Source organism: Halobacteriovorax sp. RT-2-4 (genome assembly GCF_047085445.1).
Taxonomy (GTDB): domain Bacteria; phylum Bdellovibrionota; class Bacteriovoracia; order Bacteriovoracales; family Bacteriovoracaceae; genus Halobacteriovorax_A.
This window is the reverse complement of record NZ_JBKIXY010000001.1, coordinates 1,333,236-1,358,396: the sequence shown is the minus strand read 5'-3', so window position 1 is coordinate 1,358,396 and position 25,161 is coordinate 1,333,236. Positions and strand designations below refer to the sequence as shown.

Here is a 25,161-nt window from a genome sequence, read left to right as displayed (position 1 = left end):
AAGAGGGAAGTATTATCCACAATGAATTAGTTGGGTAATACAAACCCTCTTTTTAGTTTAATTCTTAACAAAATCTTCATAAAAAACTCAATAAAATCAGATGGTTTAAGAGATTTTTGCCCTGTATTAATTGATATTTTATTAATTTAGAATATATAGGTGATGAACTCGTTTTACATTTATATTCTAACATTTCTCTTATCATCTCTTTCATTCGCAAAGGATGGAAACGCTGTAACAGCCGATGTTAAGGCCGCTTCAGTGACGACTGTTCAAGATGAAGAGATTACTCCTTACATGATGATTCGAGTTGTTCAGGCAAAGGGAATAGAAAGGCAAGACCTTTCACTTATTCGTAAGTCAGCAATGGAAATCGTTCTAGGAACATCTTCATTTGAAATTTTAATGGGGGATAGTGCTGAGGCCATCTATCAAAATACATTCTCTCTAGATATTTCAACGAAAAGAGAACGTGAAAACTCTTATGTTTTAAATTTTAAAATTCAAGATATCCAAAATGGAAAGATTGTTACAGAAGTTTCAAAAAATAACGTTCCAAGAAAGAGATTTCACTTAGAAGTAAGAAAACTATTGTATGAACTATTCTACGGAGATGGGTCTTCAAGCTTACGTCCTTCAAAAGAAACTCCAGAGAAGAAGAAAATAAAGAAGAAATTAAATTCTGATATAGTTTCTGCAATTAACTCACAAAGAAATTCACAAGTTGTAAATGCTAATGCCGTTAGTATTTTTTCAGTTGAAGAGTCTGCAGCTGTTGAAGAAATTATTGTTGGTGCCGATGTAAAGAAGCTAAAAAACAAAAAATTAGAGAAAAAGAAAAAGAAAAAAGAAGATAAGGTTAAAATTAGTGAGTTTAAATCACCAGATCTAGACTTAAGAATGAATGTAAAACCAGAAAAAGTAGAACCTTCTACTCTTACTCTTATACCAGATAGCTTTTATGCGATTGGATATCTTAAAGAGACAACTTTAGCATCTAACACTCTAAGTACAAATGAAACAGTAGATACAAGAACAAATCTTACGAGTATTAATTTAACATATCTAAGTAATTACAAAGTAGAAGAGTGGCAAGAATACTTTTCTATTGGTGGTGCTTTTTCAAATATTCTTAGTGAAAATCCTTATGGGATATCTCCTCGTATGTCTGTTTTTGGAGCATATAACAAACTTCTTATAGGAGATTCTTTCTTTGCTTCAGTTGATGCTGAATATGAGCGTATTAGTTTTGCCAATATTAAAGATAGAGGGGCCGGGGTTTCTGGTTTTGCCAATAATGTCTTTTGGTTTGGATTTGGATTTAAGTACATTAGCGAGCATTTCGCCAAAAAAACTGTTATCGAAGGTTTTTATAAAAAGGCATTAATTGGATCTTCTGATTTAAGTACAAATGGAGACTCTGCACCACTTGATGGTGATAAATATGTTCTCGATTTTTCAGTTAATTTATATAAGAAATTTGGTCTTGGTGGGTATGTTGAAATTGTAAATCTTGCATCTGCAGCATCATCGGCATTCGATACATCTCATCAAATATTTGGCGTAAGGCTAGTTTATAATTAGGAATAATGATTATGGATTTTAAGGAAAAAATTGAAAGCCTATTTTCTAATGCATCTCCAGAAGTGAGACCAACGCATGAGGAAACACTAATTTATTTTGGTGATAACCAAAGGCAACAAGTTAAAGATTTTTCAATTTTTAGTAAGTCGTTTAGAGATCAATGTGTAAAGGCTCTTAAGATTAAAAATGTGGAAGTTAAAATTCTACAAAATAGTTTAGAGAAAGAACTGATTAATGCTTATCTCGTTCAAAAGTTACTAATCGAAGAAATGAAGCTACTAAAGAGAGTTATTGGTGATATTGGAGCCGTAAAGCTTTACGTAACGCCAAGTTTTATGACTATACAACTTTGTAATATTGGTAATGTTCGTACTACTGTGGCGAATATGCAAAGGGATATCTTTGGCCGTCGTGGATTCTCTAATCTAGTTGCAATTAGACTTACACGAAGTGGGAAGAAAACTAATCTAGTTTTAAAAGTAAAATATAAGAATATTGATGAAAAAGATTTTCTACAGTTTAGAAATCGCGAGGTAATGAATGAAGTTCTTTGATGTGGCAGACAATACAAATCATAAGGTTGATTTAGAAAAAACAGCTAAGAAGACTAAGGTTTTTAAAAATCTTCCAGGTATTGCTTTAGTAGTTATTGATGAAAATGACCAAGTTATCAAAGTGAATTCTGAATTTAGAAAGATGTTTAATAACGTTAATCTAAAAGGTGGAAATTGGGACGCTTTCTTCAAAAAAACTTTTCGCAAAGAGAAGGGATTAGCAGATACAAGTAACCTTTTTAAGAACTGTAATGATATTTTAAATGACTATATCATCCATACATCAATGGATCAGTCGACTGGTTATCGTTATGGTTGGATCTATAAGATTCCTGTTGATGTAATGAATAAGATCTCACTTAAAAGAACAGCTCTAATGGAGTCAAAGAAGCTTGATGCTTATAATTTTATTGAAGATGAAGTGTTTGGAAAAAGATTAAACTGGATTAACAATAATCTAACACTTAATGATTTTCAATATGCGGATGATTGTCTTCTGTATGCAAATACAAATGAAGCAAAAATGCTTTTAAAAGATTTTGTTGAGCTACTTTATGGGGTGCTTAATCTAAAAACTGAAGATACAAAATGTTCGGTTGAGTTTAGTCGTGGGAAGAATGGACTTCAGTTAACTGGTGTTTTTACAAATTTCAATTTCTCAGACGGTGACTTTCAAGCAAATGTAAGTTGGCATGGTCGAAAGATGAGATTAAACGATATTTGCAAGGTGATGGAATCTCGTCTTCCTGATCTTTATACATCAATTTATGTGAAAAACTTTAGAGCTGATCATCAATCAAAACTCAAAATCACATTAAATGTAAACGATATCGATGGTGTTCGATGGCATGTTTCAAAAGGAACAGTGAGTGACATTTAAGAAACTATTGATACTTACTCTCTTGAGTACAAGTATCTTTGCAAATGAAAAGTTCTTTAATTCTGCAAGTATATCACTGGGAATGATGAACTATTCGGTAACACCAAATGAGAGTACTTTACAGAATACTGACGGTAGTTCAACTGGTGGGGAAAGTGCAGATGCTGCTGCAGCTGCTGTTTCTGCAATTTCTATTCAAGTGAATTGGGAATTTAAGTCAGAATTAAAAAAGAGTTACTACATTAGTGGAGTTCTTCCAATGATGTCGGCGGAAGGAACAGGTGTTTACTCAACGACGATTGGAATGAACTGGTACTTTGGTGATATTGGAACTAAGTACACTTATACAAGTAATGGACAGAATCTAACGATTACACCGACTAGTAAGTACTATTGGGGTGCTTTTGTTGGTCCTGGTTATGTTATTTACAATACCGAATCTGCTAAATACTCAGATATTTTCTTTGATTTGGGAGTTAACCTTGGTGGCGGATGGCGCTGGGGGAAGAATAGAACAATTAAAGCTGAAGCGGCAGTTAGTCGTGCAACTGGAATTAAAACAACTGGAATTAAAATGGGGGTATTTGTAGGTATTAGCCAATATCTATAAATAATTTTTTAATGAAGTACTTATTATTACTACTACTATCTACATCTGTATTTGCTGCTAAGTTTAATGTTAAGTCTGATCCTAGTGATTGTGATGTCTATGTTATTGATAAAAATGGAAAAAGAGTTTCTCTTGGGAAAACTCCTTATGAAACTGATGTCGAAACAATGCAAACCAATTATGGAGCAAATGGTCCAGTACAAATTGAAGTATTCAAGCCAGGCTTCGAGCCTTACAGTTTGTCAGTTCCAATGCTTGCGAAATCAGATATTGATATTAGTGCTAATTTAAAAGTTGAAAAAGATATCGAACTAGCACAAGACTTCGATTTCCTAGTAGGTGATTTATTTGACGTACTAAGACTTATGAGAGGTAAGAACTTCGACCTAGCTTTTGCAAAATTAGAAAAGCTAGAAGCAAAATTTCCTCATTTTTCAATTATTCACGAAATGAAGGGCTCTATTTCTTATATGAAGAAAGACTTTAAAAACTCTCTTGCTTTTTATCGTAAAGCATTTGGGATTAATCCAAAGAATAGAGAAGCCTATAAAATGAAGATTTACTTAGAAAAGAAATTTAATGTTTCTAAGAATGAAGGAGGTAAATAATGAAGAAGTTAGCTTTTATCTCATTACTATTACTTTCTTCTGCAGCAATTTCAAATCCGAAGATGAATGTTTTACCAAGTCTTGAGTGGCAAAAGAATGAACTAGAAATGAAGGTTCACGATAAGTTACAAAGAGGTACCGGAGTTATTCTGGGCCATGAACATTTTTTCGTTGATGTAGAAATTGTAACGAATACACCTGAAACTCCAAATTTTAGTATTCCACTCAATCCCGCTCCTCAAGGAAGCAATGGTGGAGTAAACGGGAAAGATGGAAATACTCTTGATATGTCTGATGATGCTGAAATGGCAAAGTCTGATGAAGAGAAGAAAACAAAATCTGATGCTGAAATCAAGTTTACAAATGATGTTCCTGAAACAGACTACGGAGAGAGTATTGTATTTTCTCGCCTTGGTATGGAGGCACCTCTTATTGATGATTTCAACGATTTCTCTCCTTCAGGAAAAATCCTTCTAACGATGGGGGATAGCTCTAAAGATAAAATGAATCAAATGAAAGAAGATTTCTCTAAAGAGAAAGAGAAACTTGTTGAGCAAATTAAAAAGCTAAAAGACGCTACTAAGGCAAAGCCTAGTATGATCGAACAGATGTGGAAGTATAATACTTCAATAGATATTTTTAAAAATATCTCTGAAATTAATATTTCAGTACGTCTTCCAAATGATATTGCTAAGGATGAAAGAGTTAGAATTGAGGGTCTTATCAAGTCTATTAAACTTGGTGTGAATGATATTACTCCTAACTTTAAATTTTCTTACACTATTAATGTTCCTCAAAAAGAAGATGTCATTTCAAAAGGTGACTTCTTAAAAGCATTAAGTAGTGTTTCAAATATCATTGCAATCGTCCTCGGTGTGTTACTTATTGGATTTGTTGGTAACCGTCTAATTTCAAGATTCTTTGAATTAAATAGTGCTTCACAAGCTGGTGGTAATTTTACTATGCAAAGTGACAAGTCTGAATCTGATGATGAGTCAGGTGCGGGCGAGATGATCTCTGCCGGTGGTGGTAGTGGAGATGGCCTTGCAGGTGTTCACTCTCTTAATGGTATCGAGAGATTTAAAGTTTTTGCTAATAATACACCACAAGAAGCTATCCTTCTTGTGAAAAAATGGATTGCTCAAGATTCTAAAAGTGGACATGCTGCTCTTAGAGCACTTGTACAACAAATTGATAATAGTGCACTAGCAGATGTTTTCAAGATGTTAAGTGAGCCAGAAAAAGCAACGTGGAGAGACTTACTAAATAAGCCTCTTACTGCAAATGAGCTTTCTATTGCAAATGACTTTATTAGTAACCAAATCGTACAAAGTGTAATCCTACCTTCAGTTATTGAAGATCCTAACACTTACGATTTATTACTAAAGCTTAATGCTGATATGATCAATCAGATCTATGAAAAAGATCCATATATTGTTTCACTTGTACTTAATGCTTTAAGTGAGAGTTTTATCGCTGAAGTTCTTTCTAGTTGTGAACCAGAAACTGTTGATCAGATTTTAATGTCTTCAGTAATTATTCAAGAGAGTGAGGTTAGGGATAACCAGGCTCGTATTAAAGAAGTTCTTTCACAATATGTTGAATCGAAGTCAAAGCTACCATTTGTTGAGAAGCTTTATGATATTCTTCCAAATGTTTCTTCTGCTGTTGAAAGAAGTATTTTCAATACACTTAAGCAGAATATTAATGTTGAAGAGTTCACTCAACTTAGCCAGAAGAACTTTCCTTCCGAGCTAGTACGAGAGTTACCGACAAAGTTCTTAAAAGAGTCTCTAGCTACTTATGATCTAGGGAAGAAGGTTTCACTTCTTTTTGCAATGGATGAGAATGAGAGAATGTATTATCTTGATCTTTTTGCTCCTGATGGAACGAAGGCCCGTGATCTAATGCAGATTGAATTTGAATCTGTTGAACGTGATGAGATGAGAAAGAGTAAAATCCTTGCTGGTAGAGATGATAGCTGGCGTGATTTTGTTAAGTTTGTTCGTACACGTATTACTAAAGAGAAAGATGAAAAGACAGAGATTGAAAATCTCGTCCATACTTGGGCCCTTGATTTATATGGTTCAGGTGAAACACAAACTGAATTAAAAGTAGCATAAAAAAAGCAGCTCTTAGAGCTGCTTTTTTATTATTTACATTCTTGCTTGTGCTAGAAGATTTTTGGCAATAATCATAATCATTACCTCATTTGTTCCCGCTCCGATTTCGTTAAGCTTATTATCTCTCATCATACGCTCTACCGGGAACTCTCTTGAATAACCATATCCACCGTGAAGTTGGATTGCATCAAGTGCAATTTTAGTTGCCATCTTTGGAATAGCTAATTTTACTTGTGCAGCAACTACTGGACCTTTTTCTCCTTGATCGTAACGGTAAGCTACGTTGTATAGGAAGTTTCTCATCATCTCAGTTTCAGTTGCCATTTCCGCAATCATTTTTTGGATCATTTGGTACTCACCAATAGTTTTTCCAAATTGTGATCTTTCGTTTGCATATTTAATACACTGATCAACACAAGCTTGTGCGATACCAAGTGAGATACCTGCAATAGTGATTCTTTCAATCTCAAGGTTTTTCATCATGTGGTAAATTGAATCACCTTCGTTGCCAACAAGTTGCTCTAGACCAACTTTAGCGTTGTCAAAGATTAGCTCACCTGTAGGCGATGCACGCATACCCATCTTGTGAATTGGGCTTCCAAAGTCAAAGTGACCTTTGTCTTTTTCAAGAATGAATGTTGAAAGATTTTTTCTCTCTTTACCTGTTCTTGTGTATACGTAAGCAATATCTGCATATTGTGCATTTGTGATCCACATCTTCGTTCCATTTAGAAGGTAGTGGTCATCTTTTTTCTCAGCTTTTGTTTGAATACCAACAGCATCTGATCCATATTCTGGTTCAGACATACCCATACAACCGATGTGCTCACCAGTGATTAGTTTTGGAAGGTATTTTTCTTTTTGTTCTTTAGACGCGTTATTTTCAATATTATTAACACAAAGGATAGAGTGGGCAAGGTAAGAAAGAGTTGAAGAAGCACATGCTTTTCCAAATTCTTCCATAACGATAGTTGCGGCAAGTGCACCCATTCCAGCACCACCATATTCAGGATCAGCAGTTATTCCAAGAACTCCGATTTCACCCATTTTTTTGAAAGCATCCATATTGAAACTTTCTTCAGTATCATGCTTTTCTGCAACAGGAGCTAGTTCTTGTCTTGCAAAGTCACGACACATTTTTTGGATTTGTTTTTCTTCCTCTGTGAAATACCACATATATATGATCCCCTCTGTCTATTTTAATCAAAATAACTTACCGTGTCTTACATCCTATGGCAATAATCCCAAAGATGTTTTTAGACAATATCCAATATTTAGGCTTAAGATAAAAATTGTAAGTCCTTGAAATTGTCAAAGTGTTTTACATGACCTACAATTTTTTTTAAGGAGTCGATTGATGCTTACAACACCTGTAGTCAAGGATGAGGACACGGTATTTCCAGGAGAGAATTGGTTTTTCTACTGGAAAACTTCAGCTTCTCTTTGGAAATCTAAAATTGAACAAACGTCTTTAACGGACAAGATTATCGTACCGATTAATTGGAGCTTCCATACTGATACGGGGGATAAGATTGATTTTGCAAAGCAAAAGCCCGAGACGGACTTCAAGCGCCTTTATGATATTTGCAAAGAGCTAGATAAGGAAATTATCTTTCTTTTACCTGTTTCACCAGTACCTTATTTACCAAATGGTGGAATTCCATATCTTTTAGCAAGAACAGCTAGCTGTGATCAATATGGCCTTAATCGCGCAAGTGCTGATAGTGACGGAACAATTCATAACTTTTATAGCTTCTATGATCCACGTGTTTATAAGGGATTTACTCGCTTTTGTTCTGAGCTAAACTCATATTTTCAAGAAAGTGGAATTAATGCTCCTTTATGGGGTGCTAATTGTGGTCATTATTCTCATGGACACTTTCATTCTTATATTTTTGATCGCTCAATCGCATTCCAAAGTGGATTTAGTCGTTTTGTGGAAATGAAGAAGGCGGAACTTAAGCTTGAGAAAATAACTGCTGAACAAGAGCATGAGTTTATTATTGAATATAATGAAACAATCTCTCATATCTATATTGATATCGTTAAGCATTCTTTAGACAAGAACTGGCAAGGTGTTAAGAACTTTTCCTTCTTAGAAGGATCGATGAATTCAATTGAAAACCGAATGCTTGATCAAGTAAGTGATACGAAGATTATTGATGATGCCCTTAAGAGTTTGGATAATGGAATTCTTCCTTCATCAATTCTTCTTCCAAATCGAAATAAGAATGGGATCTATTCTGATTTAAAGAAACAAGTCATTAATTCTTCTCGTTTGGACGAATTCTATAACGATAAGACGATACTTTCAGATAATGAATTTATTTTTAAAACTTCAAATGCGGTTAATATCTTTCATAATGTGAAAGACTTTAAGAGCAAAGAGATCATTGCATTTTCTGGCTTTATTGATTTTTGTAAAAGTCAATTTAGTTGGAATTATAGCTATAGCGATATAAATGAGTTCCACTGGGAAGATTTTGTTGAAAGCCCATTTCAATTTTTCTACTTCAATGGAAAAGAAATCAACGCTGAACTTTTAGGTAAAGTGTTGAAACTCTTCATGAGCGGTGGAAAAGTACTTATTGATATCGCATACCTTGAAAAGAATTTAAGAAGAAGACTGGAGTCATTCTACTTAGAAAATGAATTAAGTGTTGAAAAGATTCGCTTTCTAACTGAGATCAATACTGTCACAATGGGTGAGGGAAGACTTCTTATTTTTAATTCAAATGATTTTCAAGAGTGTAGTGATGATGAGTTAAATACATTTTGGTCAAAAGTTACAAAGAGCATAGGTTATGTTGGATGTGATATTTCTCAAAGTGGTGAAGTTAGATACAAGTGGCAGGAGAGGGCGGTTGCGTCTTCAGACCTTAAGTATGATAAGGTAAAGCGCATCAGCTTTTTTAATCCTTCAAGTTATAAACAGAAACTTAATATTAAATATCCATCGGAATACGTTTTCCAAAAAATGATCGATCAAAATCATGTTGAGATTAATAATACTCCACATGAGATCGAGCTAAGCTTTATGCCTAAGGGAAGTATTTCATTAGATTTTGGGATAATTTCGGAGTAGAGATGGGTGGAAGTGATAAAGTTTTATATGTAAGTTATGTCTATAGTGAAGAGCACAGTCTTTTCTTTATCCGATCAATATTTACTGCAAAGTCATCAATTGATTTTAATGAAGTTGAGCTTGGTCCCCGTATGGAAATTACTTCTGATGGCTACTTAAGTGGTTTCTTCGATGAAGAGGAGCTTACGAAATTTGCTTATGATTTAAGTGATCGACTAAAGCAAGACAAGGTTTGTCTTATTTCCCCAGAGTGTTTCAACAAAGTATTAGAAGTTACTAAGAAAATTGGTGGGCTATTAGAAGCATTCATTGAACATGGCAATGTCTTAGAAAATCCAGAAAGAACAAAGAAAGGATTCCTATCGAGTTTTATTCGATAGGAATTCTGAAACTTGCTTGTAAAGGCTTATGATCTGAGCCTTCTACATCTCCGCGAACCTTAGCGCTAATTAGCTCAAGGTCGCGGTACCAAATATAATCAAGTTTATTACCAAGCCACTTCATACGATCATCTTCACCAGTATATTTAACTTCCTGAAAGCCTTCACTACTTAGAATATTTCTCATCATTTTTATTTTAGATTTAGAGTTGGTATTGAAGTCACCGGCAAAGATGACTGGACCGTTTGTTGTTCTAATGTAATTAACGACTTGATTGATTTGTTTTTTTAAAGACTTCTTTTTTACAAAATTAATAGCGTGAATATTGATAAAAGTAATACTCCTACCGTCTTCAAGTTTATACTGACTTGCAAGAGATAGTTTTGGTGTGCGAATAAATGGTTCTCTAACTTTACTTCGTAGAGGAGTTATCTGAATCGTTGGATATTTAGAAATATTAGTTACACCTGTATTGTGCTTACCCCAACTAATAAATGAAGTTGCAAGAATAATCTCTTCATCTTCCGGATTAAAGAGACGCGCTTTCATTTTTCCTTTAAAGCTAAATTCTTGTCCTAGAAGAATATCACTTTCATTCATTAATTCTTCAAAGTCTATTTGCCAACTATCTTTCTTGCCTTTATACATATTCCAAACCGTCAGTTTGAATTCATTAGGAAATGGGCAATCATGACAAGAAAGTCCTTGTTTAACTTGAATGATTTTATCTTCGCTTGGTATTTTGTGTACGAGCTTTTCTTGGGCAAATGATGGAGTTGCAAATAAAGCAACGGCTAAGCTTATCATAAGCTTTTTCATAACAAATCCTTTTGTTTGAATATACTTAATCTTAATTATCTATAAGTGAGCACAAATGTGCAAAGAAATGCAGCTGAATTTTTCTTTTTATCAGCTAAACTGTCAAAGCTAATACTTAATCAATTAGCTCGAACTCTGCCTGCATAGGTTTGTGATCGGAGCCTTCGATTTCACCAAGAACTCTTGCTTCAATAAGATTTAGCCCTCGATACCAAATATGATCAAGAGGTTGTCCCAGAAAAGTCATGCGATCATCTCTGCCAGTATATCGGGCCTGTTTGAAGCCTTCTTTCTTAAATAACATATTCATTATGAGAGTTTTTGTCGGAGCATTTGTGTTGAAGTCTCCTGCAAATATAACTGGTCCTGCATTATCTTTAATTGCACTAAGAAGTGTTGCAATTTGAATTGTGAAAGGTTGGATTCCCACAAAGTTTAGAGCATGGATATTTATAAATGTAATGATTTGTCCATTATCAGCAGGGTATTTTGAGATTAGCGCTAGTTTTGGTGTATTAACTATAGGCTCACGGTCGCTACTTTGAAAGGCTTGTTTACTTACGGCCTTTACTGTTGAGCTTGTAAAAACTCCAGTTGCTTGTCCATTTGTATCATAAAATGAAGTTGCCAAAATATTTTCGCGATTAGCATTAGATAAGACGTCCTTCATTTCACCTTGAAGTAAGAACTCCTGCCCAAGGATGATTTCACTCTCACTAGCTAATTTTAAATAATCTGCTGACCAAGAATCTTCTTTACCTTTATACATATTCCAAATCGTGACTGTAAATTTAGAGGGCATTTTACAATCGAAACAGTTAAGAGAGCCTTTTGTTGAAAGTATTTTATTTTTTGCCGGAACTTTATAAACCAGGTTGGCCATATTATTTCCGGCCAGAGCATGGCCTTGAAGTAAAAGTAGGGAAGTTATTAATAGGCTAATTTTTTTCATCTCAGTTCCTATCTGTCCTGATGTCATCAGATTTTGTTGTATTTCAACCTTAATAGACCAAAGAATAGGCTAAATAGCAAAAATTCTACAGAGGAGCTTGTAATATTTAGTCCCTGACCATATAAATGTCACCTAATATTGGAGAATCATATGCAAAAGCAGCTTTTTTACTCGCTTTCACCTAAGTCTTTGAAATCATTCCTCGTTGAGAATGGTCAGAAGGCTTTTGTAGCAAATCAAATTCTTCAATGGGTCTATGAAAAACACGAATATAATCCTGAGGGATGGTCAAATATTTCTAAGAATCTTAAAGAGCTCTTAGAGGAAAACTTTGATTTCACACTTCCTAAAATTGTTTGGAATGGACTATCTAAAGATGGAACGAGAAAGTTTCTTGTGGCCATGAGAGATGGGAAAACTGTTGAAACAGTTATGATCCCAGCTCGCTCAAATCGCAAGACACTTTGTGTATCATCACAAGTTGGTTGTGCTATTGGTTGTACATTTTGTCATACAGGTACAATGGGACTTATGCGCCACCTTGAAGCAGGGGAGATCATTGGACAATTCCTTGCTGTAACTAAGTTCCTAAGAGAAAACGTTGGACCTGAAGAAAGACTTTCAAATGTTGTATTCATGGGTCAAGGAGAGCCTCTTCATAACTTTGAACAAGTAAAGGCCTCAACAGAGCTTATGGTTGATGAAAAGGCATTAGGTCTTTCTCAAAGACGAGTGACGATCTCAACATCTGGACTAGTACCGGCTATCAAGAAATTAGAAGAGTTTCCACCTGTTAATATCGCAATCTCACTTCATGCAGCTCACAATGAAATTCGTACAGAACTTATGCCAATCAATAAGGCGTATGATCTCGATAGACTTCTAACGGCCATTAAAGAGATTCCTCTTAAGGCCCATCGTTATATTACATATGAGTATCTTTTAATCGATCAATATAATGATCGTGCCGAAGATGTCGATGCACTTTTAAAGCTACTCCCTAAGAAAGTATCAAAAGTGAATTTGATTCCTTTTAATGAGTATCCCGAGTCTAACTTTAAACGCCCGAGTGTAAGTCGTATCAATTGGTTTAAAAATCAACTCGATAATGGTGGAATCACGACGACAATTCGTACGACAAAGGGGAGTGATATCTTAGCTGCCTGCGGCCAGCTTAAGAGTGAGCTTGAAAAAGATCTAAATCTTTGGAAGTAAGATTACTTCTTATTCTCGTAATCCCAATACTTAACTTTTGTATTCTTTGAAGATGGAAGACGCTTTGACTTCTCTGATTTAGAGTCATCTTCCACTTGATAAGAGTCTTCCCAAGATTCTTGACTCTTATGGTGAACTACTTTCTTTTTGAATGAAATTGGCTTTTGCGCTTCTTGATAAAATGCGGGTGTTTCATACTTCTCAGCAAATACAATGCTAGACTGAATTACTAGAGTAATTATGGCAATTGTCTTAATGCTGAAACCTTTCATATATCCCTCACTTCGCATTTGCGGTTTGATTCCTATACCTTTTCGGATAGGGACAAATTTACTTTAATCGGCAAGTTTGTAACTTGTTAAAAAGTTTACGAAATCCAATATTTTTGGGAAGATAGAGGGGTAGGATTTATAAGCTCAGGGAGGATGCTTTGTCGAAATCAAAATCAAAAGATCGTGCGGTCATAGGCCTTATGGCAATGGTTGCAGTTTTCTTTGTCGTATTAATTTTATTTTCCGCTTATACGGTAACAATTTTCAAAGGAAATAATGATCTTGCTTCGTCGAGTAAGAAGTCTAAGGATAAGATTGCTCTGATTGAGGTAGAAGGTGTCATCATGGACGCGAAGAAGACTATTCAACTTCTTCATCGTGCAGAAGCTGATGAATCGGTAAAGGGAATTATCCTAAGAGTTAACTCACCAGGTGGAGCTGTTGCACCTACTCAAGAAATCTATCAAGAAATTTTAAGAATTAGAGGAGCGGGAAGTTACGCTGAAGTAACAAAGAATCCAAAGCCAATCTATGCTTCTTTCTCTTCGATTGCTGCAAGTGGTGGTTACTATATTGGTGCGGCAACAGAGAAGATTTGTTCATCACCAGGAACTCTTACTGGTTCAATTGGTGTGATCATGCAATTTGTTGACCTTTCTGAATTATATAAATTCGCCATGGTTAACCCACAAACAATTAAGGCCGGACGCTACAAAGATATTGGTCAACCAAATCGCTCAATGACAAAGGAAGAAAGAGCTCTTATGACTGAGATGACTCTTGATGTTCATAAGCAATTTAAAGACGATGTAGCAGCACAGCGTAGTGAAAGAATCACAGTAGAAATAGATGAGGTTGCTCAAGGTCAAGTTTTCTCAGGTGCACAAGCTAAGAAGCTTGGACTTGTTGACGATCTTGTTGGACTTTGGCCATGTGCTCGCCAACTTCATGCAAAACTTGAACTAGAAGGGGACTTAAACCTTTCAGAAATGAAGATTAAAAAGAAAGCTAATTTCTTTTCAATTATAGAAGATTTAGAAGATGTTAAAGGGGCCGTTAAAAACTTTGTTAAGGCTAACAGCTCGACAACATTAATGTACAAATAATAGAGGCATAATGCATATATACTTAAATTGGCTACAAGATCATATCCTAGCAGTTGTAGCATTCGTATTTACACTTATTCTGATCTATCACTATTTTAGTGAGAAGGACACAGGTGTAAAACTATCGAAAAGATATCGTAACTCGATTTTTGAAGCCCAATCAAAAGTATTCCTAAATGCAACTCAGTACTTAATTTCTGGAAATCGCGACCTTGCGATTAAAGAGTTTCTAAGTGCAGTCGATATTAATAGAGAAACAATAGATACTTATTTTGCACTTGGTGGTCTATTTAGAAGTAATGGTGAAATTGAAAAAGCAATCAGTATTCACCGCTCCCTTATTGCCAGAGATAATATTTCCGAATCTCATCGTATTCGTGCCCTAAAGGAATTAGCAATTGATTTTGATAAGGGTGGATTTGTTGATAAGGCCATCGAAACTTATAAAGATGTCTTAAAAATTAACCGCGATGAATATGATGTAATCCAATCTCTTTGCCGTATCTATGAAGATATTGGGGACTGGGATCAAGCTTATAATTACCGCATAATGCTTTCAAAAGTAGGGCATGAGAATCAATCAGAAACGATTTCACATATTCTAGTTCAAAAGGCCAAGAAGTTCTTTGAAAATGGGCAACTATCAAAAGCTATTGAGGATTTAGAAGATGGTTTTCGTTTTGCTCCTTCTGTTTCAGCAAAGATTTTAAAACTTAGAATTCTTCTTCATGAAGGAAATATAGATGAGGCGAAGTTTTATCTTGTTGAGCTATTAAAAGAGCAACCAATGTATGCTTCATTTGCATTTGAATCACTTGAAGAAGGTTTTAAGGGAAGTGAAGAGGAAAAAGAGAAATACTTTAAAAGATTGAATTTACTGATTGAATACTTTTTAGAAATGAATGATGAAGAATTACTTTCTAATGAATCTATCATTCTTACTAAAATCAGACTTTATAAACAACAAAGTAAACTACATAAAGCATACGAGTTGCTAAGTGAGTGGGATAAGAAATCAAATGCAACTTCACAAGCTTTAAAATCAGAATATATTAAAATTTTAATTGAGCTTGGAAAGAAGGAAGAGGCTGTAACTCAGACAAAGGATCTTCTGGAAAATATGCACCAAACTCTTACGAAGCACTACTGTCGTGAATGTGGATACAACTCAGATGAAATTTTCTGGCGTTGTCCTCAATGTCACGAATGGGAAACAATTCAATTTAGATGGAAAGTTTAATGAGAATATTTGTAGTATTTTTTCTTCTTCTACCGGCCTTTGCTCAAACTAAGGCTCAGTCTACTAGTGAGCAGAAGAAGACGATTTACTACGTGCAGTCAGTTTATTCTCAACTGCATCAAAACCCATCAAAGTTCTCACGAGTACTTTCTACATTTGAGTGTGGACAACCTTTTTATGTATTAAGTTCACCAATCTCAGAGTTCTATCAAGTAGAGTATTCGAATTATAAAGGCTTTATGAGTACTAATGTTTTGGCGCAGACAAAACCAAGTAGCTGCTGGCAAGATATGTATCGACGATTTTTTGATCAAATTGATATCGGTGTTACTGAAATACATTACTGGGGAAGGCTTCAAGACCTTCTTATTAAAGGGGAGAGTAAGTAATGAAATACTTCTTATCATTTCTCCTTTTATTTAACATAAATGCACAAGATAACCTTCCTGTTGAAAATGAATTTGTGAATTTTAATAAAATTCAAAAAGTTCTAAAAAAAGACGGGCTTGAAAAAGCTGCAAAAGAGAAGGCCAAGCAAGCAAAGAAAAAACAAGTTGATGTCGATGCTCAAAAGAAGGCCTTTTATAATACACCTGCTGGAAAAGATTTTTGGCATATCATGACACAATATTGGTTAGTAAAAAATGTTGGTGTTCTTAAATGGGATTTCCATAAGCCGGATTTTGGTGTTCGTGAATATTATGCAAAGTTTCTCAAGGAAGTAGGCTATTTTGGTATTAAGTTTGATATTTTATATTTAAACTCACCTAATGTGACACACTTTGGTTTTCCTCTATCAACTAATCACTATTTATTTGTTATTAGTGTCCCATTTATTAGGGCAATGGATTTATCGAAACTACAAATATCTCTATTACTATTTGAGGATTTACTTAGATTAGAGGATCAACAATTTATTAAAAAATTTGATGATGAAACACTATTGAAATTAATGAATAATAATTTTTATAAGAAGCAATTTCCAAAAGAAGAATTTCATAAGGTATTGGCTCGATTCAGTGATATTGTTTTTAACACTGGTTTTACTTTCAAAGATCAGTTCAAGACAACTAAGAAAATGGATATTATTTTAAAAAATAATCCAAAGTATTGGAAAAACTATTATCACTTATTAGAGAAAATCGATTCTTTAACAAAAGGGAATTTACTTTATAAGAATTATTCAAAGATTTATCCAGCGCCTGAGCTGCAATTGAATTGGATAAACCCAACGACGAATTAGTATGAAGTTATTCGCCAAAGAAAAATCTATTTATCTGGCAAAGTACGCCACATCGACAATAATATACTGGATTATTTACTTTATTCTTGTCTCAATTATTACGTTCTTCCACTTTAGGCTTGGGCATAAGCTTATAATTGTAGAGAATTGGCTTTATGATTTTTCATGGCAAGTTTTAGTAACGGCCAGAGTTCTGGGATATCTCGTTTCAATCTATTTTTTCTCAGATATGAAATTTAAAGATATCAAGAGTCAGCTATCTTTCGATTGGTACAATAGTGTAAATGTTCCAACTTATTTAATTTCGATCGCAACTTTGATTGTCTTTGTATTTTTTAGTCGACCTTCGCATATGGAGAATGTTCAATTTAGTTTTTGGCAATTAGTTGTTCATAATATCTTAATCTTCGTATTTTTCTTCTTTGAGTTCTTAAATTCAAAAATCTTTTTAAAGTCTAGAAGAGTAGGTAAGGGATTTCATATTCTAACTGAGGGATCTTTCTTATATCTATCTCTTTTTGTTTTATTCCCAAGAAATACAAGTCTCGAAATTGGGCATATGTTCTTATTTTTCTTAGCTTATGCTCATCTTTATTTATTTAATTATTCAGTTCTTAAGGGAATGATATTTATATCAATTGTCTTTGTACCTCTTTTTGCCTTCTTGGGTCATGACCCATTATGGGGTACATATTATTCGATATTCTTTTCAAAACTAAGCAACCTAATAGTACCAGCTATTAGTTTATTAATTGTTACATCCGCATATTCATATATTTTAAAAAAGCAAGGAGAAGTATAGTGGAAGGTCATAATTTAGATATTTTCCAAATCCTTTTAGATTCAAGCATTGTTGTTAAGTTAGACTTACTTCTTTTAATCGCGGCATCTGTGCTTTCTTGGACTATTATTTTTCAAAAGAGATCACTCTTTAATAAAACAGAAAAGGCCAATCGTGAGTTCAAAACATTCTTTAGTGGTGTTAACTCGTTAGAGGAGGCTTATCATGATGCTCAAACAATTGAAGATAGTCCTTTAAGGAGACTATTTCTTTCAGGTTATAGAGAACTTAAAAAAACAGAAATTGCTTTAGGTGAAAACTATGGACTTATTAAAGAACATTATTCGTCTATTGCGAACCAATCAATGGAGCGTGCTCTATCAAACGAGGCAGTTGAAGTTGATCAGCAAATGAGCAATGGGCTAACAACTCTTGCTTCAATTGGCTCGATTACACCATTTGTTGGGTTATTTGGAACAGTTTGGGGGATCATTGATTCATTCTCTGGACTTGCAAGCGGTGGTGCAACTCTTGAAACAGTTGCTCCAGGTATTGCAGAAGCACTTGTTGCAACTGCAGTAGGTCTCGTTGCTGCAATTCCTGCAACTTGGTATTTTAATAAATTTGGACAAAGAAGAAATAAGTTAAAAGAACAACTTCATATTTTTGGTAATCAATTTATCAACGAAGTTGAAAGATATATTTCTTCAAAATCATAATTTAGGGGTAAGCAATGGGTATGAATTCTGGTGGTAATGGAGATGGACCGGTATCAGAGATCAACGTAACACCACTTGTTGATGTTATGTTAGTTCTACTTGTTATCTTCATGATTACAGCGCCCTTGATGTTAAATGGGATTGAACTTACTTTACCAAAAACGAAAGAAGTAAATGTCATGAGCTTAAACTCTTCTCAGGTTGTTTTAAGTTTTACAAATTCAGAAGAGTATTATGTTGGAAAGGATAAAATCCTATTAAGTGAGCTAATTGCAGTACTTTCAAATAAGTTAAAGGAGACTAAATCACAGACTCTTTTCCTTAGAGCTGACTATCAGCTTGAATACGGTAAGGTAGCAAAGCTTATGTCTTATTTAAAATCAAATAATATAAATGATATTGCTCTGGTAACAGAGTTAGAGGATAAGTAGTATCGAAAAGAGTTTTAATAAATACATTTCTATCTCATTAGGGGCCCATGCAATCCTAATACTAGGACTGTATCTTCTATCGATCTTCAAACTAGGAACACCTTTTGATCCAAAGAGGGCCAACCTAGATAAGGTGCGTGTAATTGGAAAGGCCATTAAGGTTGATGTTGTGGCCATGCCAAAAATGACTTATCAAGAGCTAAAAAAAATGGTTCCTCCGCCTCAAGAAAAAGTTGAAGTGATTAAGGAAAAGGCAAAGGAGACAGGCGGAAGCGATAAGGCCGTTCTTGAAAAAGCGGCAAAGCAAAAGTCTTTAAAAGATATGCTGTCAAAATTTGCGAACCGTAACGTAAAAACAGATACGAAAGCGAAATCAAAAGTAAAGCCTAAGCAAAAGGTCGTTGAAGATACAACTGACTATAGCAACATTATTGCAGCTGGAAATAAGTTAAGTGAGGGGTCCTCTTATACAGGAACTGGTAGCGCCCAGGCACAAGGTGACTTTGACAATTATGTTATCTCTGTAATGGAAGCCGTTAGAAAGCACTGGAGACTTCCAGCGTATCTAGCGAATCTTGAATTATCTTGTCACGTTCAGGTTTTCATCAATTCACAGGGTAAATTATTAGAATATAAAATTATAAAATCGAGTGGGAATGCGGAATATGATAGCAAGGCCGTGGGATCAATACGCGCGGTAGGCTCATTTCCTCGTCCGAAGAAAGAAATTACTAATAGGCTAGTGGCAGGTGAACTCGTTCTTGCCTTTCCTATATAGGAGTTTTTATGAAGTATTTAGTTTTTTTACTTATATGTTTTAACGTTATTGCTGATGGTGGACTGACTGTCGTCTCTGTAGGAGATGCTGAAGTTGTTAAAGAAAGCTTATTAGTTGAAAAAATATTCTCTGAAGGAGTTTTTACACCTAATGAAGTCGAGCAGTCAGAGAATTACATCAATATAGTAAGAAATGACTTTAAGTTTTATCAGAATTATTTCAACGTTCTGCCACGTCGTATCTCTCAGACATCTTTTGATAATGTACGATTTACAAATTATAAAACGAAAGAAACGAACTTCTTAGTTCGATTTAAGATTATTAGAAGTGCAACGCAAACGACATTATCGTATAAGCTTTGGAATATCGCTGCGGAACAAGAGCTTATATCAAAGTCGATTCCTTATGATGCCAATGATCGAGCTGCCATTCACGCTGTTTCAGATGAGATTTATCGTGCAATAGTAGGCAAGCCTTCTATCTTCAAAGATAAGATTGTTTTCGTTTCTGATTATAAAATGCCAGATGGTAAGAAAGAACTATTCATGATGGATTTTGATGGTGCCAATCCAAAGAGATTAACATGGCACAATGGTGTTGTACTTTCTCCTGCGGTTTCACACGATGGATCTAAAATCGTTTACAGTTTGATTGATGAGTCAGTTAAAGGAGCAAAGAAGAACGTCAACCTAATGCTCTATGATGTAGCAACTAAGAAAACTAGTATTCTATCAAAGAGGCAAGGGATTAACTCTGGTGCAATCTTTACGAATAATGGTGATGAAATTATTCTTACGCTATCACATCAAGGTAATGCTGAGCTTTACCGTATGAACTTAAACACTCGTGCGATCACACGCCTAACGAAAAGCTATGCTCCTGACGTTGATCCATCACTTAGTGCGGATGGTTCAATCCTAACGTTCTTATCGGGAAGACCTGGGAAGCCAATGATCTACACAATGGATCCAGGTGGACTAGAGAAGAATGTGAAGCGTATTAGTTATGTCGGTAAATACAATGCAACTCCACGTTTTCACCCAAGTGCTTCAGAAATTGTTTTCTCAAGCTGGTTAGATAATCGTTTTGACCTCTTTAAGGTTGGTTCTGATGGCCAAAATCTCGTTAGATTAACAAAGGATTTCGGTTCAAATGAGGATCCAGAGTATTCAAAAGATGGACAGTTCATTATTTTTACAAGTTTGAGGGTTCTTTCACAGTCTAAGGCCACTCAAAGTGTCTATATTATGGACACTTGGGGTAAAATCCTAGGGCCACTGACCTCAAATTTCGGAAAGTGTACAAGTGGTAGATGGCTTAAGTCATTATAATCACAGTATATCTATATTTTTTTTGAACAACCGAGTATTTTAGTCTTGTAAAAAATTCAGACGCGCTGTATCATGAATTTAGATTAACGCTTCGCAAAACACACACTAAAAATTACACGGGAGTTTATACATGACAATCGAAATGAAAAAAGAATCAACAAAAATTGAAAATCTACTGTCTACACTTCTTACAACTTTAGATGAGCAGGTTTTCTTTTCTGAACTATCAAAATTCTTTAAATCAGAAATCGTTTGTGATGAAATCATCGTAAACCTTGCACACGAAGACGGAAGCTGTCGCATGGTTGCTAAAGATGCTCGCGCTGTAAAGAACGCACAAAGAATTTCAAAAGGTCTTGGTGCAGTAGGACACGTAATCAAAACTAAGCGTGCTTACTTCTCAAACAACGTACAAAGAGATCCTCTATTTGCTTCGACAAAAACAGAAGTATCTCACTCTGAACTGTGTGTTCCAATGATCATCGATGGTGTAATCATCGGTACTATTTCTTTCAAAGGAAATAGCGAAGAAGTTAACTTTAAGAAAGAAGACATTAACATGGTTATCGATAGCCTAAACTCTATCCAAAAGCCACTTAAGAATATGAAAATGTATCTATCTGCTAAGTTCCTTAACGAATCACTAAAGCAGAAGATCGAAGAAAAAGAAATTGAACTAAAGAACTCTGTACCAGGTGTTACTCTATCTCGCTCAACAACTCAGGAGAAAGAGATCATCGGTAAGTCTGAAATTATGCAAGAGCTTCTAGTTGCAGTTGATCGTGTAGCTGCATCAGATGTTAACTCTTACATGGCAGGTGAGACTGGTGTTGGTAAAGAGATGATCGCTAGAAGAATTCACTGTCGTTCAGAGAGAAAGAATCACGCTTTCATCGTAGTTGACTGTTCAATGGGTAATGATGAGTACCTAGAATCAGAAATCTTCGGAAAAGAAGAAGTTGATGCTGTAAGAGGTTTCAGAATTAAAAAAGGTGCTCTAGAAGCAGCGAATGGTGGAACAATCTTCATTAACAATATTGATAAAATGCCAGTTAAAGTACAGGCAAGACTAATGAGCTTTATCAACGACCTTGCTTACTCAAGAGTTGGAACTCATGAAAAACTAAGATCAAACGTAAGAATTATTGCAGCTTCTTCTCTAAACATGAAAGAAAGTGTTGCACTAGGAACTTTTAGAGAAGACCTATTCTACAACCTATCAACAATTGGTTTAAGAATTCCTTCACTAAGAGAGAGAAAGTCAGATATTGAAATTCTAGCTAACCACTTCCTAAACCTAGGAAAGTTACCAGAAGCTCAAAAGTCTATGTCTCCAGGTGTTGTTAAGCTTCTTGAAGACTACAACTGGCCAGGAAACGTAAGAGAACTTCACTCAATCATGGAAAGAGCATATGTTCTATCTTCGGGAATGATTGTTGAAAGAGATCACCTTGCAGATAGCATTAAAGTTGAGCAAGCTGAAATTAATGAAGAAAAAGAAGAAATTAGAATTTTTAGAGAAATGACGCTAGGAGAAATTGAGAGAGAACATATCTGTCAAACTCTAGATCACCTAGGTGGTAACAAGACTAAAACAGCTAAGGTTCTTGGAATTACTGTTAAGACTCTTTATAACAAGCTGCACAGCTACGGTATGATTGAAGCAAAAGAAGCTTAATCAACCTTTAAAGAAGCTTAAAGAGAATTGATAAAGCGTACTTTTGAAGTTAATATGTCAGTCTAATAAGGAGAGCCCATGTCAACAGAAGACAATAGACTACCAAAGAACTTCAGAAATTCACCAGATTTAGAGAATTTCTACCGCTTTATCTATGAAAATAACTTAAGAAGTGAAGCGAAGAAAATTTTTGAAGCGTTAAAAGTCGCTACAACTCCTGTAAAGAAAAGAGGAAGAAAGAAAAAGTCTTAATCCTTGTATCTATCAACAAATTCATTATAAAATATAAGATGCCCGTTAATTAACGGGCTTTTTATGTACAGGATGTACGGTATGTCCACGGAGGCAGGAGCCGAGAGTGAACCAAGTACATTTATATTAAAGGATCAACATGGAAGTTGTCTCAAACGCTAAATTAGGTCTAAAAGTTTATGATCCATTATATGGATTCATCGACTTAACTCCACTTGAGATGGAGATTATCCACAGCCCATTTTTTCAAAGGCTGCGTTGGATTAAACAATTAGGATTTTCATTCTACGTTTTTCACGGTGCCGAGCATTCTCGCTATGGACATTGTATTGGCGTACTTAATAATGCTCATCTTATTCTAAGGTCAGTTGGCCGTGGTGTTGAAGATAATGAACTCTTTGTAAAAGAGCAGAAATCAAAAGAGGCCAAGTATCATCAGGCCATTCGAGTCTCAGCTCTTCTTCATGATATTGGAACATTTTGTTTTTCTCATACAACTGAGATGGCCTATATCAAGATAGGGGAGACAACAAATAAGAAAGGTGGAAAGGGATTACAAGACGATCACGAAAACCTAGGCTCATTCATTATCAAGAATACTGACTATGAAGGTGGCCTAACACGAATTCTAAAAGATCATGGAATTGATCCACAAGAAGTTTCAGATCTTGTTAAAGGAACACACTCGTCAATCCTTGCTAATCAAATTCTTCACTCTGAAATTGATTGTGACCGCATGGATTATCTTTTAAGAGATGCTCACTACACAGGTCTTAAGTATGGAACTTATGATAGGGAATATCTACTTCATCACTTCACAACAGAGAAGGTAGCAGGTCACGACATTCTTGCAATTAAAGAAAATGCTCTTCACTGTGTGGAAGACTTTTTAAGTGCACGCTTTGCTTGGTACTCGCAAGTTATTCGCTCTCCACGTGGATCAAAGTATGATGCAATTGCAGATGCCCTTTGCTATCACATGCTAGAAAAAGGTCATATTTATCGCTACAGTGATCTTCTCGATATTATCAGTAACGATCCTATGCGTTTTTACGGATTCAATGATTCATACTTTATGAATACAATTCATAAGCTTCTTGTAGATGGACAATTTGATAAGTATGCAGATATTAAAGATATGGCACGTATCCTTCTTCTAAGACATGGCGCTAAGAATATCGATACAAGTGACTTTTCACAAAGCTTGCTTGAACAAGATAATATTGGATTCAATGATAAACTCTTTAAGAAGACTGGTAATAAGGCCACTGATATCGTTAACTTCGTAAAAGAAAATGGAAGTGATGCTGATTGGGTTATTCCAGATATTCCTAAAAAGAAGATTATCTTTGTTAAGAGTCCAAGAGAGCTCGCAAAGAAGACAACATTAACAAACTTATTACTAGAGCGTGATCCAGTTAAAATAAGATTGGATGATGGCCAGGTTAAGCTACTTGCTGATGTTGAAAACTCAATAATCTCAAAGCTTTCAAATACTATGAGCTATACACCGAATTGCTTCTGCTCAGACGGTGCGTATAAATTACTTAAAGAACAAGGTGTGATTTAAGTTTTTTTGCCCTTTCGATTAGGGGTAAGTAGATACCTTCAAGACTTGCCCCATCGTATTCAATTTTTGATAGCTTCCCAGTTAGTAGCTCAAGATTCGAGTTCACAAAAAGTACTTCAGTATAGCCTTCAAAAGTTGGGTAATCCCTTACAAAGGCTTTTTCTTCAATAGAATTCTCTAAATTTAAAAGTAAGCAAATGATATTAGCACTTCCTTTTCTTTGTGGAATACGAGGAATGATAAAACTTAAATTCTCAATGAGATTATTTAGATATTCTTCTCTCTGTTCTTGCCCAAAAGTGACCATCGTCTTATTTGTGATTGAAAAGAAAGTTGCCTCAACACCCATAAAGCGATGAGATTCATTATCAATTGATAACAGAGAAATTGTTTCATCACGAGGCGAGAGAATGTATTGGCAAGTTAGCTTGTCGTAGGGTGGAACAAAGATAAACTCTTCGAATCGGCCAGATAAATTTGGGTTAAGAGCGATGACCTCAATAAAATTAGATTCAACTTCTGCACATAACATTCCAACAGTGATTGCACGTATTCGACTGTTTTGATCAAGATATTCATTGCAAAGTGTTTTATCTGTAAAGGCCAGGGTCACATTAATCCCGACCTCATCAATTCGCTTCGTTCTAAATCGCGGGCCAATATCAACAGCTGTGTCGATGACATAGATGATGTCATAAAATGAAAGATTTCGAATTTCATAATCTCCATCAACACTACTGTCTTGTAAGAGGGAAGACAGTAGATGGGCATCGACTTGCTTTCCATTAATTTTTTCAAGCACTTTGACCTCGCTTTAACTGATTTGCACCTGATTCTACGTATAAAATTTGTTTCCTTCAACAGGTGAAAGATAAAGATTTACTTATTTGACGCGCGTGGTCGGTCTTTTTATCTACCTTTGCTTAAAATTTGATTTTGTTATAAAATT

Annotated in this window: 26 protein-coding genes; 21 read left to right on the top strand and 5 right to left on the bottom strand. The window is 35.1% G+C overall.

Annotated elements, in window-relative coordinates:
* Nucleotides 1-162: 162 nt before the first annotated feature.
* The 6 genes from ACMAYL_RS06455 to ACMAYL_RS06430 are packed head-to-tail and all read left to right on the top strand — an operon-like array spanning nt 163 to nt 6,359.
* Nucleotides 163-1,584, top strand: coding sequence for a hypothetical protein (locus ACMAYL_RS06455; protein WP_412470886.1), 1,422 nt, complete (start codon nt 163-165; stop codon nt 1,582-1,584).
* Nucleotides 1,585-1,595: 11 nt separating this feature from the next.
* Nucleotides 1,596-2,138: a hypothetical protein gene (locus ACMAYL_RS06450; RefSeq protein ID WP_412462955.1), complete on the top strand. Its 543-nt coding sequence runs from the start codon at nt 1,596-1,598 to the stop codon at nt 2,136-2,138.
* Nucleotides 2,125-3,018, top strand: a complete 894-nt coding sequence (locus ACMAYL_RS06445; protein ID WP_392990903.1) for a hypothetical protein — start codon at nt 2,125-2,127, stop codon at nt 3,016-3,018. Before ACMAYL_RS06450 ends, ACMAYL_RS06445 begins: the two co-directional genes overlap by 14 nt.
* Nucleotides 3,008-3,628 (top strand): hypothetical protein, encoded by a 621-nt coding sequence (locus ACMAYL_RS06440; protein ID WP_103216351.1) that lies wholly within the window; start codon nt 3,008-3,010, stop codon nt 3,626-3,628. Before ACMAYL_RS06445 ends, ACMAYL_RS06440 begins: the two co-directional genes overlap by 11 nt.
* 11 nt (nt 3,629-3,639) lie before the next feature.
* Nucleotides 3,640-4,236: a tetratricopeptide repeat protein gene (locus ACMAYL_RS06435; protein WP_103216352.1), complete on the top strand. Its 597-nt coding sequence runs from the start codon at nt 3,640-3,642 to the stop codon at nt 4,234-4,236.
* Nucleotides 4,236-6,359, top strand: a complete 2,124-nt coding sequence (locus ACMAYL_RS06430; RefSeq protein WP_392990906.1) for a hypothetical protein — start codon at nt 4,236-4,238, stop codon at nt 6,357-6,359. Before ACMAYL_RS06435 ends, ACMAYL_RS06430 begins: the two co-directional genes overlap by 1 nt.
* A 33-nt stretch (nt 6,360-6,392) precedes the next feature.
* Here the strand turns inward: ACMAYL_RS06430 and ACMAYL_RS06425 are convergent, their stop codons facing one another.
* Nucleotides 6,393-7,535 carry an acyl-CoA dehydrogenase family protein gene (locus ACMAYL_RS06425; protein WP_103216354.1) on the bottom strand — a complete coding sequence of 381 codons (1,143 nt, stop codon included), beginning with the start codon at nt 7,533-7,535 and terminating at the stop codon, nt 6,393-6,395.
* Nucleotides 7,536-7,716: 181 nt separating this feature from the next.
* On the opposite strand from ACMAYL_RS06425, the gene ACMAYL_RS06420 reads away from it, so the two are divergent.
* Nucleotides 7,717-9,444 (top strand): hypothetical protein, encoded by a 1,728-nt coding sequence (locus ACMAYL_RS06420; RefSeq protein ID WP_103216355.1) that lies wholly within the window; start codon nt 7,717-7,719, stop codon nt 9,442-9,444.
* A 2-nt stretch (nt 9,445-9,446) separates the two neighbouring features.
* Nucleotides 9,447-9,824, top strand: coding sequence for a hypothetical protein (locus ACMAYL_RS06415; RefSeq protein WP_103216356.1), 378 nt, complete (start codon nt 9,447-9,449; stop codon nt 9,822-9,824).
* Here ACMAYL_RS06415 and ACMAYL_RS06410 read toward each other — a convergent pair.
* Together ACMAYL_RS06410 and ACMAYL_RS06405 are read right to left on the bottom strand one after the other, a co-directional pair.
* Nucleotides 9,814-10,644 carry an endonuclease/exonuclease/phosphatase family protein gene (locus ACMAYL_RS06410; RefSeq protein WP_412470885.1) on the bottom strand — a complete coding sequence of 277 codons (831 nt, stop codon included), beginning with the start codon at nt 10,642-10,644 and terminating at the stop codon, nt 9,814-9,816. The two genes, ACMAYL_RS06415 and ACMAYL_RS06410, sit on opposite strands and share 11 nt — an antisense overlap.
* A gap of 115 nt (nt 10,645-10,759) precedes the next feature.
* Entirely contained in the window at nt 10,760-11,596 is an 837-nt protein-coding gene (locus ACMAYL_RS06405) for an endonuclease/exonuclease/phosphatase family protein (protein WP_412462950.1), read from the bottom strand.
* Between the two features lie 150 nt (nt 11,597-11,746).
* Here ACMAYL_RS06405 and rlmN point away from each other — a divergent pair, with 150 nt between their 5' ends.
* A complete protein-coding gene (rlmN, locus tag ACMAYL_RS06400) occupies nt 11,747-12,811 on the top strand; it encodes a 23S rRNA (adenine(2503)-C(2))-methyltransferase RlmN (RefSeq protein ID WP_412470884.1) in 1,065 nt (354 codons plus the stop codon).
* A gap of 2 nt (nt 12,812-12,813) precedes the next feature.
* Here the strand turns inward: rlmN and ACMAYL_RS06395 are convergent, their stop codons facing one another.
* Nucleotides 12,814-13,083, bottom strand: a complete 270-nt coding sequence (locus tag ACMAYL_RS06395; protein WP_146037736.1) for a hypothetical protein — start codon at nt 13,081-13,083, stop codon at nt 12,814-12,816.
* Nucleotides 13,084-13,241: 158 nt separating this feature from the next.
* Between ACMAYL_RS06395 and sppA the strand changes: the two genes are divergently transcribed.
* The 12 genes from sppA (at nt 13,242) to ACMAYL_RS06335 (ending at nt 24,212) form a co-directional block, all read left to right on the top strand.
* On the top strand, nt 13,242-14,189 hold the full coding sequence (gene sppA / locus ACMAYL_RS06390) for a signal peptide peptidase SppA (RefSeq protein WP_392990913.1): 948 nt from the start codon (nt 13,242-13,244) through the stop codon (nt 14,187-14,189).
* A 10-nt stretch (nt 14,190-14,199) separates the two neighbouring features.
* Nucleotides 14,200-15,429 carry a hypothetical protein gene (locus tag ACMAYL_RS06385; protein WP_103216362.1) on the top strand — a complete coding sequence of 410 codons (1,230 nt, stop codon included), beginning with the start codon at nt 14,200-14,202 and terminating at the stop codon, nt 15,427-15,429.
* A complete protein-coding gene (locus ACMAYL_RS06380) occupies nt 15,429-15,818 on the top strand; it encodes an SH3 domain-containing protein (RefSeq protein WP_103216363.1) in 390 nt (129 codons plus the stop codon). Before ACMAYL_RS06385 ends, ACMAYL_RS06380 begins: the two co-directional genes overlap by 1 nt.
* Entirely contained in the window at nt 15,818-16,672 is an 855-nt protein-coding gene (locus tag ACMAYL_RS06375) for a hypothetical protein (RefSeq protein ID WP_103216364.1), read from the top strand. The genes ACMAYL_RS06380 and ACMAYL_RS06375 overlap by 1 nt, the downstream gene beginning before the upstream one ends.
* Before the next feature lies 1 nt (nt 16,673).
* Complete coding sequence (locus tag ACMAYL_RS06370; protein ID WP_103216365.1) at nt 16,674-17,474, top strand: hypothetical protein; 801 nt, start codon at nt 16,674-16,676, stop codon at nt 17,472-17,474.
* Nucleotides 17,474-18,172, top strand: a complete 699-nt coding sequence (locus ACMAYL_RS06365) for a MotA/TolQ/ExbB proton channel family protein (RefSeq protein ID WP_158246752.1) — start codon at nt 17,474-17,476, stop codon at nt 18,170-18,172. Before ACMAYL_RS06370 ends, ACMAYL_RS06365 begins: the two co-directional genes overlap by 1 nt.
* A gap of 14 nt (nt 18,173-18,186) precedes the next feature.
* On the top strand, nt 18,187-18,603 hold the full coding sequence (locus ACMAYL_RS06360; RefSeq protein ID WP_392990917.1) for a biopolymer transporter ExbD: 417 nt from the start codon (nt 18,187-18,189) through the stop codon (nt 18,601-18,603).
* 133 nt (nt 18,604-18,736) lie between these two features.
* A complete protein-coding gene (locus ACMAYL_RS06355; RefSeq protein WP_392990919.1) occupies nt 18,737-19,381 on the top strand; it encodes a TonB family protein in 645 nt (214 codons plus the stop codon).
* Nucleotides 19,382-19,389: 8 nt separating this feature from the next.
* Nucleotides 19,390-20,712, top strand: a complete 1,323-nt coding sequence (locus ACMAYL_RS06350) for a TolB family protein (protein ID WP_392990921.1) — start codon at nt 19,390-19,392, stop codon at nt 20,710-20,712.
* Between the two features lie 130 nt (nt 20,713-20,842).
* Entirely contained in the window at nt 20,843-22,390 is a 1,548-nt protein-coding gene (locus tag ACMAYL_RS06345) for a sigma 54-interacting transcriptional regulator (protein WP_412470883.1), read from the top strand.
* A gap of 78 nt (nt 22,391-22,468) precedes the next feature.
* Nucleotides 22,469-22,642 (top strand): hypothetical protein, encoded by a 174-nt coding sequence (locus ACMAYL_RS06340; protein WP_158246753.1) that lies wholly within the window; start codon nt 22,469-22,471, stop codon nt 22,640-22,642.
* 139 nt (nt 22,643-22,781) lie between these two features.
* Nucleotides 22,782-24,212 (top strand): HD domain-containing protein, encoded by a 1,431-nt coding sequence (locus ACMAYL_RS06335; RefSeq protein ID WP_103216371.1) that lies wholly within the window; start codon nt 22,782-22,784, stop codon nt 24,210-24,212.
* Here the strand turns inward: ACMAYL_RS06335 and ACMAYL_RS06330 are convergent.
* Nucleotides 24,190-25,014: a hypothetical protein gene (locus ACMAYL_RS06330; RefSeq protein WP_412469893.1), complete on the bottom strand. Its 825-nt coding sequence runs from the start codon at nt 25,012-25,014 to the stop codon at nt 24,190-24,192. The two genes, ACMAYL_RS06335 and ACMAYL_RS06330, sit on opposite strands and share 23 nt — an antisense overlap.
* Nucleotides 25,015-25,161: the final 147 nt, after the last annotated feature.

Bases quoted from the DNA above. Each gene is read 5' to 3' on its own strand.
- ACMAYL_RS06455 (WP_412470886.1), top strand. From the start codon at position 163: ATGAACTCGTTTTACATTTATATTCTAACATTTCTCTTATCATCTCTT.
- ACMAYL_RS06450 (WP_412462955.1), top strand. From the start codon at position 1,596: ATGGATTTTAAGGAAAAAATTGAAAGCCTATTTTCTAATGCATCTCCA.
- ACMAYL_RS06445 (WP_392990903.1), top strand. From the start codon at position 2,125: ATGAAGTTCTTTGATGTGGCAGACAATACAAATCATAAGGTTGATTTA.
- ACMAYL_RS06435 (WP_103216352.1), top strand. From the start codon at position 3,640: ATGAAGTACTTATTATTACTACTACTATCTACATCTGTATTTGCTGCT.
- ACMAYL_RS06430 (WP_392990906.1), top strand. From the start codon at position 4,236: ATGAAGAAGTTAGCTTTTATCTCATTACTATTACTTTCTTCTGCAGCA.
- ACMAYL_RS06425 (WP_103216354.1), bottom strand. From the start codon at position 7,535: ATGTGGTATTTCACAGAGGAAGAAAAACAAATCCAAAAAATGTGTCGT.
- ACMAYL_RS06420 (WP_103216355.1), top strand. From the start codon at position 7,717: ATGCTTACAACACCTGTAGTCAAGGATGAGGACACGGTATTTCCAGGA.
- ACMAYL_RS06415 (WP_103216356.1), top strand. From the start codon at position 9,447: ATGGGTGGAAGTGATAAAGTTTTATATGTAAGTTATGTCTATAGTGAA.
- ACMAYL_RS06410 (WP_412470885.1), bottom strand. From the start codon at position 10,644: ATGAAAAAGCTTATGATAAGCTTAGCCGTTGCTTTATTTGCAACTCCA.
- ACMAYL_RS06405 (WP_412462950.1), bottom strand. From the start codon at position 11,596: ATGAAAAAAATTAGCCTATTAATAACTTCCCTACTTTTACTTCAAGGC.
- rlmN (WP_412470884.1), top strand. From the start codon at position 11,747: ATGCAAAAGCAGCTTTTTTACTCGCTTTCACCTAAGTCTTTGAAATCA.
- ACMAYL_RS06395 (WP_146037736.1), bottom strand. From the start codon at position 13,083: ATGAAAGGTTTCAGCATTAAGACAATTGCCATAATTACTCTAGTAATT.
- ACMAYL_RS06385 (WP_103216362.1), top strand. From the start codon at position 14,200: ATGCATATATACTTAAATTGGCTACAAGATCATATCCTAGCAGTTGTA.
- ACMAYL_RS06380 (WP_103216363.1), top strand. From the start codon at position 15,429: ATGAGAATATTTGTAGTATTTTTTCTTCTTCTACCGGCCTTTGCTCAA.
- ACMAYL_RS06375 (WP_103216364.1), top strand. From the start codon at position 15,818: ATGAAATACTTCTTATCATTTCTCCTTTTATTTAACATAAATGCACAA.
- ACMAYL_RS06370 (WP_103216365.1), top strand. From the start codon at position 16,674: ATGAAGTTATTCGCCAAAGAAAAATCTATTTATCTGGCAAAGTACGCC.
- ACMAYL_RS06360 (WP_392990917.1), top strand. From the start codon at position 18,187: ATGGGTATGAATTCTGGTGGTAATGGAGATGGACCGGTATCAGAGATC.
- ACMAYL_RS06350 (WP_392990921.1), top strand. From the start codon at position 19,390: ATGAAGTATTTAGTTTTTTTACTTATATGTTTTAACGTTATTGCTGAT.
- ACMAYL_RS06345 (WP_412470883.1), top strand. From the start codon at position 20,843: ATGACAATCGAAATGAAAAAAGAATCAACAAAAATTGAAAATCTACTG.
- ACMAYL_RS06340 (WP_158246753.1), top strand. From the start codon at position 22,469: ATGTCAACAGAAGACAATAGACTACCAAAGAACTTCAGAAATTCACCA.
- ACMAYL_RS06335 (WP_103216371.1), top strand. From the start codon at position 22,782: ATGGAAGTTGTCTCAAACGCTAAATTAGGTCTAAAAGTTTATGATCCA.